Consider the following 14,238-nt stretch of genomic DNA (forward strand, 5'->3'; position numbering starts at 1 on the left):
CCGACCGGGCGGCGACGCGCCGCCGGCCACCGGGCTACTTGCCGATGCAAAAACGCCCGAAGATAACCCCCAGGAGGTCGTCGGGACTGGTCTCGCCAGTGATTTCCCCCAGGGCCTTGTGCGCCAGGCGCAAATCCTCGGCGAACAGTTCGAGGGCGGGGCGGGGCGCGGCGAGGCAGGCCGCGGCAGCCTCGCAATGATCGGCGGCGGCGGCCAGGGCGCGGACGTGCCGCTCCCTGGCGATGAAGACGTCTTCCGCCGGTTGGCCCCCGGCCACGGCCAGCAATTCGTCGTGCAGGAGGTCTACCCCGGCACCGCTCCTGGCCGAGAGGGAGAGGATCACCCCCCCGTCGGCTTCCCGACGCCCGGGGGGCTCGCCACTGAGATCGATCTTGTTGCGCACCGTGATGCGGGGCACGCCGGTGGGAAGGCGGGCCAACACTTCCTCGTCGCCGCCTGCGGGGGTGCTGGCGTCGCGCAGCACGAGCACCAGGTCGGCCCGTTCGATTTCCTTCCAGGCGCGCGCAATACCCAGGCGTTCGACTTCATCGTCGGTTTCCCGCAGGCCGGCGGTATCGATGATATGCAGCGGAATGCCCTCCACCTGAATCGACGAGCGCAGGGCGTCGCGAGTCGTGCCGGCCACCGGCGTCACCAGGGCCAGGTCGTCGCCGGCCAGTCGATTGAGGAGGGAGGATTTGCCCACGTTGGGCGGGCCCGCCAGGACCACCTGCAGCCCGGCCTGCAGAAGCCGGCCCTGGCCCGCCCGGGCGCGCACCCGGGCGAGGCGGGTCCGGAGCGCGGCCAGGCGACCGGCCGCGTCGGCCGCACGCAGGAAGTCGATGTCCTCGTCGGGAAAATCCAGGGTCGCTTCGACCAGGGCGCGCAGCTGCGTCAGCCCTTCGGCCAGGGCGTGGATTTCCCGGGAGAATTCGCCTTGCAGGGAGCGGACTGCGGAGCGGGCCGCGCAGGCGGTGGAGGCGTCGATGAGGTCGGCGACGGCCTCGGCCTGGGCCAGGTCGAGCTTGCCGTTGAGGAAGGCCCGCCGGGTGAATTCCCCCGGTTGGGCAAGGCGGGCGCCCAGGTCGAGGCAGCGGGCCAGGACGAGGCGCAGGACGACGGGGCCGCCATGGCCCTGGAATTCGACCACGTCCTCGCCGGTATAGGAGTGGGGGGCGGGAAAGTGCAGCACCAGGCCGCTGTCGATGACCCGCCCCTCGCCATCGATAAAGCGGGCGTGGCAGGCGCGCCGGGGGGCCGGGCGCAGGCCGGTGACGGCCTCGACCAGAGGCAGCAGCTCAGGGCCCGACACCCGCACCACGCCGATGCCGCCCCGCCCGGGTGCGGTGGCGACGGCGGCGATGGGGTCGGCGGGCGCCGGCCGGGTCATGCGGGGCGGATCAGCCGAACTCAGGCCTTGGCGTCGTTGGCGGCCTTGCCGCCCGCCTCGATGACCTGGGTGATGCGCCACTGCTGGGCGATGGACAGGATGTTATTGACCACCCAGTAGAGCACCAGACCGGCGGGGAACCAGAAGAACATGACGCCGAAAATGAAGGGCATGGCCATCATGATCTTGGCCTGCATGGGGTCCGGCGGAGTGGGATTGAGCTTGGTCTGGATGAGCATGGTCACCACCATGACGACCGGCAGGATGTAAAACGGGTCCTGAGAGGCCAGGTCGGTGATCCAGAGGATCCAGGGGGCGTCGCGCATTTCGACGGCGCCCAGGAGCACCCAGTAGAGGGCGATGAAGACGGGAATCTGGACCAGGATGGGCAGGCAGCCTCCCAGGGGATTGACCTTCTCGGTCTGGTAAAGCTTCATCATCTCCTGGTTGAGGCGCTGGCGATCGTCGCCATAACGCTCCTTCAAGTGCATGAGGCGCGGGGTGAGCACCCGCATCTTGGCCATGGATTTGTAGGACGCGGCCGAGAGGGGGTAAAAGGCCGCCTTGATGAGGATGGTCAGAATGACGATGGCCCAGCCCCAATTGCCCACCAATTTGTGGATGGCCTCCAGGGCCCAGAAAATGGGCGCGGCGATGACCGTCAGCCAGCCGTAGTCCACGACCAGATCGAGGCCCGGGGCGATTTTCTTGAGAGCTTCCTGAATCTGGGGACCGGCAAAGAGCGTCACCCCAACGCCCCCCTTGGCGCCCGGAGCGACTTCGGCCACCGGCACGATGAGCCCGGCCTGAACCACGTTGGCGCTGCCCTCGGCCTTGCGCATGTAGTATTCGCGGGGTGTCTTTTCGGCCGGAACCCAGGCGGAAACGAAATAGTGCTGCACCATGGCCAGCCAGCCGTTGTCAGCGGTCTTGGCATGTTTGGCCTTGCCGGAAGCGGCGTCGCCAAAATCGATCTTCTGATACTTCTCCGCCTCGGTATAGACGGCGGGGCCGGTGAACGTCGAGACCATCTTCGTTTCACCTTCGGGCGCGACGTCGTCTCGCTGGAGTTGGAAATAGGCGTGGGGACTGATGGCCTTGCCGCTGGCGTTCTCGATTTCCCAAGCGACATCCACGGCGTACGAAGCCCGGCGCAGGGTATAGGTCTTGGCGACCTTGACCCCCTCCGGCCCCGTGCCTTCGAAGCGCACCTTGAGCTCGGTGGCGCCCTCGGCAAGCTCCGTGGGCCCCGTGACGCGCTTGAAGACGGTACGGTGGTTGGGCAGTCCCTCGCCGATCAGGCCACTCTGGGCGAGATACTGGTGCTGCGACTCGAAGAGGACGAAATTCTTGCCCTTGTCGCCGTGGGCCCGGTACTTGAGCAGTTCCAGGCCCACCAGGTCGCCGCCCTGGGTGGAGAAGGTCGCCTTCACGAGGTCGGTGGCGACGGTGAAACTTTCCCCCGCCGGCGCGGCAGCGGGGCCAGCGGCGGGCGTGGCGACGGGCGCCGCCGAGCCTGGGGCTGCGGCCAGCGTCGTGCTGGGCTTGGGCACGTCAGCGGACGTTCCCGTCGCGGCGGGCGCGGCTGCCCCGGCGGCCGGCTGGGGCTGGTTGTACTTCTGCCAGTTCTCCCAAAGCATCAGGCTGGAAACAAAAAAGATGATGGCCAGGATCAGTCGCCGAGTGTCCATGTACAACCCATGTCGAAAAAAGTGTTCAGGGGACGGGATCGTACCCGCCCGGATGCCAGGGATGGCAGCGGCAGACCCGTCGCGCGCTCAGCCAGCCGCCCCGGGCGGCGCCGTATTTTCGCACGGCTTCGATGGCGTATTGCGAGCAACTCGGGCAAAAGCGGCAACGACGCCCCAGCCAGGGGCTGAGGGCATACTGATAGCCCCGCAGGAGCGCGATGAGGAGCGTCTTCACGGCGTACCCGCAGCCCGCCGGGCAAGCCGCCCCAGGAGTTCGACAGCTTCCGCCGCAATCACCCGGCCGTCGATGCGGCCCGGTTTGGCGATGAGGCGAAAGATCACATCCACCTTGGGAAGCCCCGCCCGCCGCAGGCGAAACTGCTCGCGCAGGACACGTTTGATGCGATTGCGACCCACCGCCGATTTAACCAGCTTGCGCCCGACCACCAATCCGAGTCGGGCGTCACAAGCCGTCTCGCCGCGGGGAAGGTAATGCACCATGAAGAGCGTGCCGCGAATCGCCTTCCTGAAACCAAAAACGGATGAATACTCATCCGTTTTGGTTAAGCGATAGCGTCGCGGAAAGGTGCCAGCGGACAAGGCCGCGGCAGCAGTGCTCAAACGCCCAGACGCTGGCGGCCCTTGGCGCGGCGGGCGGCGATGACCTTGCGGCCGCCCTTGGTGCGCATGCGGACCAGGAAGCCGTGGGTGCGCTTGCGGCGCACGACGGAGGGCTGATACGTGCGTTTCATGCTGATTCCTTGCTGGCTAGAGAAAAACGGCGAATTACATCCTGTTTCGCCCTGCCATGTCAAGGCAAAATTTTCTTGCCGGCTGTGGATAACTTCTACGCGGCGGGGTAGAATCGGCCTTGATCTGGCGGCCCGGGAGCCGCCAATTTTGTTGCACCAATCCACCCATCTGCACCCATTCGAATACACCGCCCCCGGAATTTCCATGAGGGGTGGGGAGGAGTCTTTTCGGCAATGTCCGGTTTCTGGGAATCCTGCCTGCTGCGTTTCGAACAGGAATTGCCGGCTCAGCAGTTCAACACCTGGATCAGACCGCTGCGTCTGGAGGGTGAAGAAGCGCCCCAGGAGGGGCTGCGTCTGTTGGCGCCCAACACCTTCATCCTGAAGTGGGTGCGGGATCGCTATCTGACCCAGATCGAGGATCACTGCCGCAGTTTTTTCTCCGTCCCGGTCAGCATCGGGCTGTCCGTCGCGGGGGGCAAGGCGCGTGCGGAGGCGGAAGCCGGGGGGGCAGCCGCCCCGGCACCCGCCTCATCGTCCCACGCCGGCGATGGAGCCGCAGGCAAAAAAGCTGCCAACCGGCCTTCCGCCTACGACAAGACCCGCCTTATCGCCGGTTTCACCTTCGACAACCTGGTGGTCGGCAAGGCCAACGACCTTGCCCGGGCCGCGGCTCAACAGGTAGCGGGCAACCCCGGCGGCGCCTACAACCCGCTCTTCATCTACGGTGGCGCGGGCTTGGGCAAAACGCACCTCATCCACGCCATCGGCAATGCCATCCTGAGCGACAACCCGGAGCGCGTGGTGCGCTATGTCCACGCCGAAGATTATTACTCGGACGTGGTGCGGGCCTACCAGCAGAAATCCTTCGACAGCTTCAAGCGCCAGTACCGCAGCCTGGACGTGCTGCTCCTCGACGACGTGCAGTTCTTCAATGGCAAGAACCGCTCCCAGGAGGAGTTCTTCTTTCTGTTCAACGCCCTCATCGAGGCCAGAAAGCAGATCATCATCACCTGTGACACCTACCCCAAGGACATCAACGGCCTCGACGACCGCCTGGTGACCCGCTTCGACTGGGGCCTCACGGTGCAGATCGAACCGCCTGAACTGGAAATGCGGGTCGCCATCCTCAAGAAGAAAGCCTTGGCAGAAGGCATCCAGCTCAATGACGAGGTTGCTTTCTTCATTGCCAAGCATCTGCGCTCCAATGTGCGAGAACTGGAAGGGGCGCTCAAGAAAGTGCTGGCCTATTCGTCCTTCCACGGTCGGGCCATCGCTCTGGATCTGGCCAAGGAGGCCTTGAAGGATCTGATCGGATCGGTGCGCAACGTGGGCATCGAGAATATTCAGAAGACCGTGGCCGACTATTACAAGATCAAGGTAGCCGACCTGTTCTCCAAGAAGCGCACCCGGGCCATCGCCCGCCCGCGCCAGGTAGCCATGTGGCTGTGCCGCGAGGTGACCAGCCACAGCTTTCCGGAAATCGGCGATGCCTTCGGAGGCCGCGACCACACCACGGTCATCCACGCCGTCAAGACTATCGACGGCCTGAAAGTCAAGGACAACGAACTCAACCACGACCTGCACGTCCTGGTGCAGGTTCTGAAGGGTTGAAGCTGTGCATTGCCTGGGGGAAACCTGTAGTCAGAATGGGGGCAACTCGCTGCGCGGCGCCTTGTGGATAACTTGTCCCCTTTTCACCCACAGCTTTACCAGTGGGTTTCCAAGAGCCAAAAAGCCGATTTAATGCACTGTTTTTATAGGTAATTGTTTCTTTATCCCCAGAGTTGTTTCTGACTTAGTCATTATAGGAATTTGATTTATGGTTCTTATCAAAACCCAAAGAGACACCCTGCTGGTTCCTTTGCAGTCGGTTTCCGGCATTGTCGAAAGACGGCATACCCTGCCGATCCTGTCCAATGTGTTGCTGGAAAAACGCGGCGACCGGCTGACTCTCTTGGCGACCGATATCGAGATCCAGATCACCACGACGACCGAAGGGGCCGGCGGGGAGGGGGAAGGCGCCATCACCGTCGCAGCACGCAAATTGCAGGACATTCTGCGTTCCCTGCCGGATAACGTGGATGTGAGCCTGGTGCTGGAAGACAAGCGTCTCCAGGTGCGGGCCGGCAAGAGCCGCTTCAGTCTGCAGACGCTGCCGGCGGACGATTTTCCGCGCATGACCCTCACCGAGGGCGACACCCGCCAGTTCCAATTGACCCAGAAGGCTTTCCGCCAATTGCTGGCCAAGACGCAGTACGCCATGGCGGCCCAGGACGTGCGCTATTACCTCAACGGTCTCCTGCTCCTTGCCGATGGGAAGGAACTGCGGGCCGTGGCCACCGACGGCCATCGCCTGGCCTACGCCAGCGTCGAAATCGACAGCGAATTGCCCCGTCAGGAAATGATCCTGCCCAGGAAGACGGTGCTGGAACTCAATCGACTGCTGGCCGACAACGACGAGCCCCTGACCCTGACCCTGGCGTCCAATCAGGTGCGTTTCGCCTTCGGTTCGGTGGTCCTTGTCTCCAAACTGATCGACGGCAAGTTCCCCGATTACGAACGGGTCGTCCCCCAGACCCTGAAGAACCACATGACGGCTGGCCGCCAGACCCTGCTGCAGGCCATGAACCGCGCGGCCATCCTGACCAACGAAAAGTTCCGCGGCATCCGGGTGGTTTTGGCCGAAAACACCCTGAAGCTGGTCGCCGCCAACGCCGAACAGGAAGAAGCGCAGGAGGAAATCGAGGTGCAGTACAGCGGCGACGCCCTCGATGTGGGCTTCAACGTGGGCTACCTGGTCGATGTGCTCAACAATGGTCACAGCGACGAAGTCGTGTGGAGCTTCAACGACGGGGGCTCCAGTGCCCTCATCACCGTGCCCGGCAACGAGCGCTTCAAGTATGTTGTCATGCCGATGCGTATCTGAGGCGCGGCCGTAGAATCCCCGGGCCGGGCAAATGCCCGGCCCTTGTGCCGTTTAGAAATGCCGTTTCACGTGGAACACAAGCAATGACCGAAGAAAACACCCACCCGAGTCCGCCGGAAGGCGACGCAGCCCCCGCCTACGGCGAAGCCAGCATCCAGATCCTCGAAGGCCTGGAAGCGGTGAGGAAACGCCCGGGGATGTACATCGGCGACACCTCGGACGGGACCGGCCTGCACCACCTGGTCTTCGAAGTCGTCGACAACTCCATCGACGAAGCCCTGGCCGGCCATTGCGACGACATCATCGTTACCATCCACCCGGACAATTCCATCAGCGTCGTCGACAACGGCCGCGGCATTCCCACCGGCGTCAAGATGGACGACAAGCACGAGCCCAAGCGTTCGGCGGCGGAAATTGCCCTCACCGAGCTGCACGCCGGCGGCAAGTTCAACCAGAATTCCTACAAGGTTTCCGGCGGTCTGCACGGCGTGGGCGTCTCCTGCGTCAATGCCCTGTCCAAGTTTTTGCGCCTCACCATCCGGCGCGATGGCAAGAAACATTTCATGGAATTCGAGCGCGGCGTCCCCGTGGACCGCGTCCTCGAAACCCGCGACGGTGTGGAAGTCTCCCCCCTCAAAGTCCTGGGCGACACCGAAAAGCGCGGGACCGAAGTGCACTTCCTCGCCGACGACACCATCTTCGGCCATATCGAATTCCATTACGAAATCCTGGCCAAGCGCCTGCGGGAACTCTCCTTCCTCAACAACGGCGTCAGCATCAAGCTGGTCGATCAGCGCATCGGCAAGGAGGAACTCTTTGCCTTCGCCGGCGGCGTCAAGAGCTTCGTCGAATACATCAACCGCACCAAGTCGGTCCTGCACCCCAACATCTTCTACTCGACGGGAGACGCCAAGGTCGGCCAGGGTGCCGCCGAAACCGGCATCACCATCGGCGTCGAAGTGGCCATGCAGTGGAACGACTCCTACCAGGAGCAGGTGCTCTGCTTCACCAACAACATCCCCCAATCCGACGGCGGCACCCACCTGACCGGCCTGCGGGCGGCCATGACCCGGGTGATCAACAAGTACATCGAAGAAAACGAGATCGCCAAGAAGGCCAAGGTGGAAATCACCGGTGACGACATGCGCGAAGGCCTGGCCTGCGTGCTGTCGGTCAAGATGCCCGACCCCAAGTTCGCCTCGCAGACCAAGATGAAGCTGGTGTCCTCCGAAGCCCGCCCTGCGGTGGAAGAAGTGGTGGCCCAGAAGCTCGCGGACTTCCTCCTGGAGCGCCCGGCGGACGCCAAACTCATCACCGGCAAGATCGTCGAAGCCTCCCGCGCCCGGGAAGCCGCCCGCCGCGCCCGGGAAATGACCCGCAGGAAGGGCGTCCTCGACGGCGTCGGGCTGCCCGGCAAACTGGCCGACTGCCAGGAGAAGGACCCGGCGCTGTGCGAGATGTACATCGTCGAGGGAGACTCCGCCGGCGGCTCCGCCAAGCAGGGCCGCGACCGCAAGTTCCAGGCCATCCTGCCGCTCCGCGGCAAGGTGCTCAATGTGGAAAAGGCCCGCTTCGACAAACTCATTTCCAGCGAGCAGATCGCCACCCTCATCACTGCCCTGGGCACCGGCATCGGCAAGGACGAATTCAAGCCGGAAAAGCTGCGCTACCACCGCATCATCATCATGACCGACGCGGACGTCGACGGCGCCCACATCCGCACCCTGCTGCTCACGCTTTTCTACCGCCAGATGCCTGAGCTCGTCGAGCGCGGCCACATCTACATCGCCCAGCCGCCCCTCTACAAGGTCAAGCACGGCAAGACCGAGCGCTACTTGAAGGACGACCACGAGTACAACCAGTTTCTCCTGCAACTGGCCCTCGATGACGCCAACCTCACCCCCGGCAATGGTGCCGCGCTGGTCAGCGGCCCGGCCCTGGAAGAACTGGCCCGTTCCTGGCTGCTCACCGAAGCAGTCATCGAGCGCCTCTCGCATCTCATCAATCCGGAAGTGCTGCAGGCCCTGGTCCAGCACAATCTGAAGCTCGACCTCTCCAGCGAAACCAGCGCCCAGGACAGCGCCCGCCTGGTCGGCCAGCACGTGGACGGCGGCACCCGCATCGTGCCCAGATTCGACGACATCCAGGAACGCTGGACCCTGCGTGTGGAAAAGATGCACCACGGCAACCTCAAGGTCGGCCTCATCGACGAAGACCTGCTGCTCTCCGGCGACTACCTGCAATTGCGCCGCACGGCGGAAGTACTGGCCGGCCTGTTTGGCAACGGCGCCGTCATCGCCCGGGGCGAGAAGAAGCAGGCCGTGGCGAGTTTCGCCGAAGCCATGAAGTGGCTGTTGAACGAAGTCGAACGCGGCATCGCCAAGCAGCGCTACAAAGGCCTGGGCGAAATGAACCCCGAGCAGTTGTGGGAAACCACCATGGATCCCAAGGTGCGCCGCCTCCTCAAGGTGCAGATCGACGACGCTATCGCCGCCGACGAAATCTTCACTACCCTGATGGGCGAACTTGTGGAACCGCGCAGGGCCTTCATCGAATCGAATGCGCTGAATGCGCGGATCGATATCTGACACTGACAGCACGCCACGCTGCACCGGTAGGACGTGTTGTCAGTGGCAGGAGCTCGCCATACCCGCTCCCTTCATTTCCGCTCCTCGCCCGTGCGCGGGGGAGGGGGGTAACAGCGACGCTTCGCGTCGTTTTCGCCAACCACGGGCGCTGAAGCTCGCCCTTCCACGCCACACCCGCCATGCCCCTCTTCGGCCACAATCCCACCCCCTCCGCCCAGATCGTGCCCAGCGGCACGGCGCCCTTGAGCAAGGACCAGAAGGCCTTCAATGGGCTGATCAAGAAGCTCGACGCACGCCGTGCCCGGCTGAAGGAGTGGGAGACCATCCTGCCGCTCTTCCGCCAGAAGTACGGCAGCGATCTCGTCCCGTTGCAGCAGCAATGCCTGGACCGCCAGTGGCAACTGGCCCAGGCGCTCGACGACGCCCACGGCAGAAAGGGTACGACTCAAGGCGAGAAGCGCAAATTGGCGGCCCTGATCGTGGATTTGACCGAGACCCTGCTCATCCACCGGGAGGATGGCGATCTCAAGGAACTGTACAACAGGCACAGCCGGTCGGATTTCGATGAAGATGAGGCCGCCAGACAGGAGGGTGTGAAGGTCCTGCTGGAGAGCATGCTGGGCATGGACCTGGGGAACGATGTGGACATGAGCTCTGCGGAGGACATCATGAAGCGCGTCGAGAGCGAGTTTCATGCCCGACAGGCGAAATACCAGGAGAGCGAGGCCCCCCGCAGGAAGTCCCGTCGGGAGGAGGCTCAGGCCGCGCGCCAGGAGGCGGAAGAGAAGCAGCTCAGCCAGTCCATCCGCGAGGTTTACCGCAAGCTTGCCAGCAGCCTCCACCCGGACCGGGAAAGCGACCCGGACGAGAAGGCGCGCAAGACGGCGCTGATGCAGCGGGCCAATACGGCCTACGAAAGCGGCAACCTGCTGCAACTGCTGGAGCTTCAGCTCGAGCTGGAACATATCGACCAGGCCCATCTGAACGCCATCCGGCCCGAGCGGCTCAAGCACTACGTCAAGATACTCAAGGGGCAGCTGCAGGAGCTGGATATGGAAATCGAGCGCGTCGAGGAGGAACTCATGTTCGAGTTTGGCCTGGACCCTTTCGCACCGCTCGACCCCAAGGGGCTGATCCCGATTTTGCAGCAGGACATGGCGACCTGCCGTCGCCACATCGCGGCCTTGCACGAACAATTGGCTGCCGCCGCCGATGCCAAACAACTCAAGGCCTGGCTGAAGGGATTGTCCTTGCGAGCCCGCTCCCAGCGGAGTTCGGCCTGTCCGTTCTGAACCCTGTCTTCACGGGGCGGCCGTCAAACGCTGATCCCGGGTGTGCGCAGCCCTGTCCCCGCCGAGCCCCGGCATCACCGAAGCGGGAGAAAATGGCTGCCGGCCGGTTTTTGCCCACCCTACTTGGATTTGCCCCATGGAAATCAAGGTCAACTTTCTCGACAAGCTTCGCCAGGAAGCCAAATTCGACGACTTCACGGTCATCGCTGATCAGCCCATCCGCTACAAGGGCGATGGCTCGGCGCCCGGGCCCTTCGATTATTTCCTGGCCTCGTCGGCTTTGTGCGCGGCCTACTTCGTCAAGCTCTACTGCGACACGCGCAACATTCCGACGGAGCATATCCGCCTGTCGCAGAACAACATCGTCGATCCGGAAAACCGCTACAAGCAGACCCTCAAGATTCAGGTCGAGCTGCCGCCGGACATTTCGGCCCGGGACCGGCTGGGCATATTGCGCTCGATCGACCGCTGTACCGTCAAGAAGGTCGTCCAGACCGGGCCCGAGTTCATCATCGAGGAAGTCGAAAACCTGGACGCCGACGCCCAGGCCCTGCTGGCGCTGAATCCCCATGCGGCCGCGCAGACCTATATCGCCGGCAAGGACCTGCCCCTGGAGCAGACCATCGCCAACATGTCGGGCTTTCTCGCCAGCCTGGGCATCAAGATCGAAATCGCCTCCTGGCGCAACCTGGTGCCCAATGTCTGGTCCCTGCACATCCGCGACGCCCACTCGCCCATGTGCTTCACCAACGGCAAGGGCGCCAGCAAGGAAAGCGCGCTGGCCTCGGCCCTGGGGGAATACATCGAGCGCCTCAGCTGCAACCATTTTTACAACGACCAGTTCTGGGGCGAGGACATCGCCAACGCGGCCTTCGTGCATTACCCCAACGAGCGCTGGTTCAAGCCTGGCCGCAAGGATGCGCTGCCGGCCGGCCTGCTCGACGACCACTGCCGGGCCCTCTACGACCCGGACGGCGAGTTGCGCGCTTCGCACCTCTACGACACCAACTCCGGCAAGACCGCGCGCGGCCTCTGCGCGCTACCCTACGTGCGCCAGTCGGACGGCGAGACGGTGTATTTCCCCACCAACCTCATCGACAACCTCTTCCTCAGCAACGGCATGAGCGCCGGCAACACGCTGTCCGAGGCCCAGGTGCAATGCCTGTCGGAAATCTTCGAGCGGGCGGTCAAGCGCGAGATCATCGAAGGCGAAATCGCCCTGCCCGACGTGCCGGCGGCCGTGCTGGCCCAATACCCGGGCATTCTGGCCGGCATCGAGGCGCTGGAACGACAGGGCTTCCCGGTGCTGGTCAAGGACGCCTCCCTGGGCGGCCGCTTCCCGGTGATGTGCGTGACCCTGATGAACCCGCGCACCGGCGGCGTGTTCGCCTCCTTTGGCGCCCACCCCAGCCTGGAAGTGGCCCTGGAGCGCAGCCTGACCGAGCTCTTGCAGGGGCGCAGCTTCGAAGGCCTCAATGACCTGCCGCGGCCGACCTTCGAGAGCCAGGCCGTCAGCGAGCCGAACAACTTCGTCGAACACTTCATCGACTCCAGCGGCGTCGTGTCCTGGCGCTTCTTCAGCGCCCGGGCCGACTACGAGTTCGTCCCATGGGATTTTTCCGGCCAGGGCGAGAATTCGAATGCCGATGAAGCCGCCACCTTGTTCGGCATCCTCGCAGGCATGGGCAAGGAAGTTTACATGGCGGTCTACGACCAGCTCGGCGCCATTGCCTGCCGCATTCTGGTGCCGGGGTACTCGGAAATCTATGCCGTGGACGACCTGATCTGGGACAACACCAACAAGGCGCTGGCCTTCCGCGAGGACATCCTGAACCTGCACCGCCTCGACGATGAGGCCCTGGAAGCGCTGCTGCGGCGCCTGGAGGAGAGCGAACTCGACGACTACACCGACATCATCACCCTGATCGGCGTCGAATTCGACGAGAACACCGTCTGGGGCCAACTGACGATTCTGGAACTGAAACTGCTCATCAACCTCGCCTTGCAGGACTTCGCAGCGGCAAGGGAGCAGGTCGAAGCCTACCTGCAATACAACGAGAACACTGTCGAGCGGGGCCTCTTCTACCAGGCCCTGAACGCGGCGCTGGCGGTGCTGCTCGACGACGAACTGGAACTGGCCGACTACGAGGCCAATTTCCGCCGCCTGTTCGGCGATCCTCGGATGGATGCGGTACTCGGTTCAGTGGACGGCAGCGTGCGCTTCCACGGCCTGACGCCGACCAGCATGAAACTGGAAGGACTCGACCGGCACCAGCGCCTGATCGACAGCTACCAGAAACTGCACAGTGCCCGGGCGCGGCAGGCCGCAGGGCAGGCCTGACGACCGGGCGCCGGGCCGTTCGGGGGATGCGGGAGTTCAGGCGTCAGGCTTGCGCCAGTCCCGCAGGGTTTCCTTCCTGGGGACTTTGATTTCCTGCCGGTCTTTCAGGAGGGGCAGGGCGGCGCCGGCGATGAAGACGACGCAGAGCCCCAGGATGAGCCAGAGTTCGCTCATGGCCGGGCCTACTTCATGACACCCATGAGTTCCAGGTCGGTGAGGACGCCCTTGTCGTCGGCGTAGACGTCCATGATGCGGTGGATTTCCGGGAAGGCCTTGCGGAAGGCGGCCATGAGGGCGGGGTCGAACTGGCGGCCGTCCTCTTCCTCCATGATGCGCATGGCCTGCTCGATGGGGTAGGCGGGTTTGTAGGAACGGACCGAGATGAGGGCATCGAAGACATCGGCGATGGCGACGATGCGGCCCTCCAGCGGGATGGCCTCGCCGGCGAGGCGTTGCGGGTAACCGTTGCCGTCCCAGCGCTCGTGGTGGGTGAGGGCGATGGTGCGGGCGGTGGCCAGGAGGTCGCTGTCGTGCTTGCCGATGATTTCAGCCCCCATCAGGGGGTGCTGCTGCATGACCTTCCACTCGCCGGCGTCCAGCTTGCCCGGCTTGAGCAGGATGGAATCGGGGATGCCGATCTTGCCCACGTCGTGCATGGGGGCGGTGTGGAAGATGGTGCTGGTGGCTTCCGGGCCCAGGCCGTAGGCTTCGGCGATGAGGCGGGCGTAGTGGGCCATGCGCACCACGTGGTTGCCGGTTTCGTTGTCCTTGAATTCGGCGGCACGCCCCAGGCGGCGGATGATCTGCTGCCGCGTGGTGATCAGTTCGTCGGTGCGCTGGCGCACCATGCGCTCCAGTTCCCGGGTCTGGTCGTAGAGGGCCAGATGGGTGCGCACCCGGGCCCGCACGATAGGGGGGCTGATGGGCTTGGTGATGTAGTCCACGGCGCCGATGGAGAGGCCGAGCTGTTCGTCCTCGACGGTGCTCATGGCGGTCACGAAAATGACGGGAATGCCGCGGCGGTCGGGATTGGCCTTGAGGCGGCGGCAGATTTCGTGGCCCGACAGGTCGGGCATCATGATGTCGAGCAGGATGAGGTCGGGAGGGTCGTCGGAATAGACGATCTTGAGCGCCTTCTCGCCGTTGTTGGCCACCTTGATGCGGTACTCGTCGGCCAGGATTTCGCTCAGCACGTCGATATTTTCCGGCGTGTCGTCCACCACCAGCACGGTCTGCTTGTTCATCAGGCTGCTCT

12 protein-coding genes are annotated in these 14,238 nt (G+C 63.9%); 5 read left to right on the forward strand and 7 right to left on the reverse strand.

The window, feature by feature from the left end:
• Positions 1-34: 34 nt before the first annotated feature.
• Genes mnmE through rpmH form a run of 5 tightly spaced genes read right to left on the reverse strand, consistent with a single transcriptional unit; the run spans position 35 to position 3,833 of the window.
• Complete coding sequence (gene mnmE / locus IPM73_16690) at positions 35-1,390, reverse strand: tRNA uridine-5-carboxymethylaminomethyl(34) synthesis GTPase MnmE (GenBank protein ID MBK8919631.1); 1,356 nt, start codon at positions 1,388-1,390, stop codon at positions 35-37.
• 20 nt (positions 1,391-1,410) lie between these two features.
• On the reverse strand, positions 1,411-3,081 hold the full coding sequence (gene yidC / locus IPM73_16695) for a membrane protein insertase YidC (GenBank protein MBK8919632.1): 1,671 nt from the start codon (positions 3,079-3,081) through the stop codon (positions 1,411-1,413).
• A 25-nt stretch (positions 3,082-3,106) separates the two neighbouring features.
• Positions 3,107-3,316, reverse strand: a complete 210-nt coding sequence (gene yidD / locus IPM73_16700; GenBank protein MBK8919633.1) for a membrane protein insertion efficiency factor YidD — start codon at positions 3,314-3,316, stop codon at positions 3,107-3,109.
• Complete coding sequence (gene rnpA, locus IPM73_16705) at positions 3,313-3,681, reverse strand: ribonuclease P protein component (protein MBK8919634.1); 369 nt, start codon at positions 3,679-3,681, stop codon at positions 3,313-3,315. Before rnpA ends, yidD begins: the two co-directional genes overlap by 4 nt.
• Positions 3,682-3,698: 17 nt before the next feature.
• Positions 3,699-3,833 (reverse strand): 50S ribosomal protein L34, encoded by a 135-nt coding sequence (rpmH, locus tag IPM73_16710; protein ID MBK8919635.1) that lies wholly within the window; start codon positions 3,831-3,833, stop codon positions 3,699-3,701.
• 234 nt (positions 3,834-4,067) lie between these two features.
• Between rpmH and dnaA the strand changes: the two genes are divergently transcribed.
• The 5 genes from dnaA to IPM73_16735 all read left to right on the forward strand — a co-directional run bounded on the left by dnaA (position 4,068) and on the right by IPM73_16735 (position 12,983).
• A complete protein-coding gene (dnaA, locus tag IPM73_16715) occupies positions 4,068-5,447 on the forward strand; it encodes a chromosomal replication initiator protein DnaA (protein ID MBK8919636.1) in 1,380 nt (459 codons plus the stop codon).
• 208 nt (positions 5,448-5,655) lie between these two features.
• Positions 5,656-6,762: a DNA polymerase III subunit beta gene (locus IPM73_16720; GenBank protein MBK8919637.1), complete on the forward strand. Its 1,107-nt coding sequence runs from the start codon at positions 5,656-5,658 to the stop codon at positions 6,760-6,762.
• An 83-nt stretch (positions 6,763-6,845) separates the two neighbouring features.
• On the forward strand, positions 6,846-9,350 hold the full coding sequence (gyrB, locus tag IPM73_16725) for a DNA topoisomerase (ATP-hydrolyzing) subunit B (protein ID MBK8919638.1): 2,505 nt from the start codon (positions 6,846-6,848) through the stop codon (positions 9,348-9,350).
• Positions 9,351-9,529: 179 nt separating this feature from the next.
• A complete protein-coding gene (locus IPM73_16730; GenBank protein ID MBK8919639.1) occupies positions 9,530-10,642 on the forward strand; it encodes a J domain-containing protein in 1,113 nt (370 codons plus the stop codon).
• 136 nt (positions 10,643-10,778) lie between these two features.
• Positions 10,779-12,983 carry an OsmC domain/YcaO domain-containing protein gene (locus IPM73_16735; GenBank protein MBK8919640.1) on the forward strand — a complete coding sequence of 735 codons (2,205 nt, stop codon included), beginning with the start codon at positions 10,779-10,781 and terminating at the stop codon, positions 12,981-12,983.
• A 36-nt stretch (positions 12,984-13,019) separates the two neighbouring features.
• Here the strand turns inward: IPM73_16735 and IPM73_16740 are convergent, their stop codons facing one another.
• Complete coding sequence (locus tag IPM73_16740; GenBank protein MBK8919641.1) at positions 13,020-13,157, reverse strand: hypothetical protein; 138 nt, start codon at positions 13,155-13,157, stop codon at positions 13,020-13,022.
• An 8-nt stretch (positions 13,158-13,165) separates the two neighbouring features.
• Positions 13,166-14,227, reverse strand: a complete 1,062-nt coding sequence (locus tag IPM73_16745) for a response regulator (protein ID MBK8919642.1) — start codon at positions 14,225-14,227, stop codon at positions 13,166-13,168.
• Between the last annotated feature and the right edge of the window lie 11 nt (positions 14,228-14,238).

Source organism: Betaproteobacteria bacterium (assembly GCA_016720065.1).
GTDB lineage: Bacteria > Pseudomonadota > Gammaproteobacteria > Burkholderiales > Rhodocyclaceae > SSSZ01.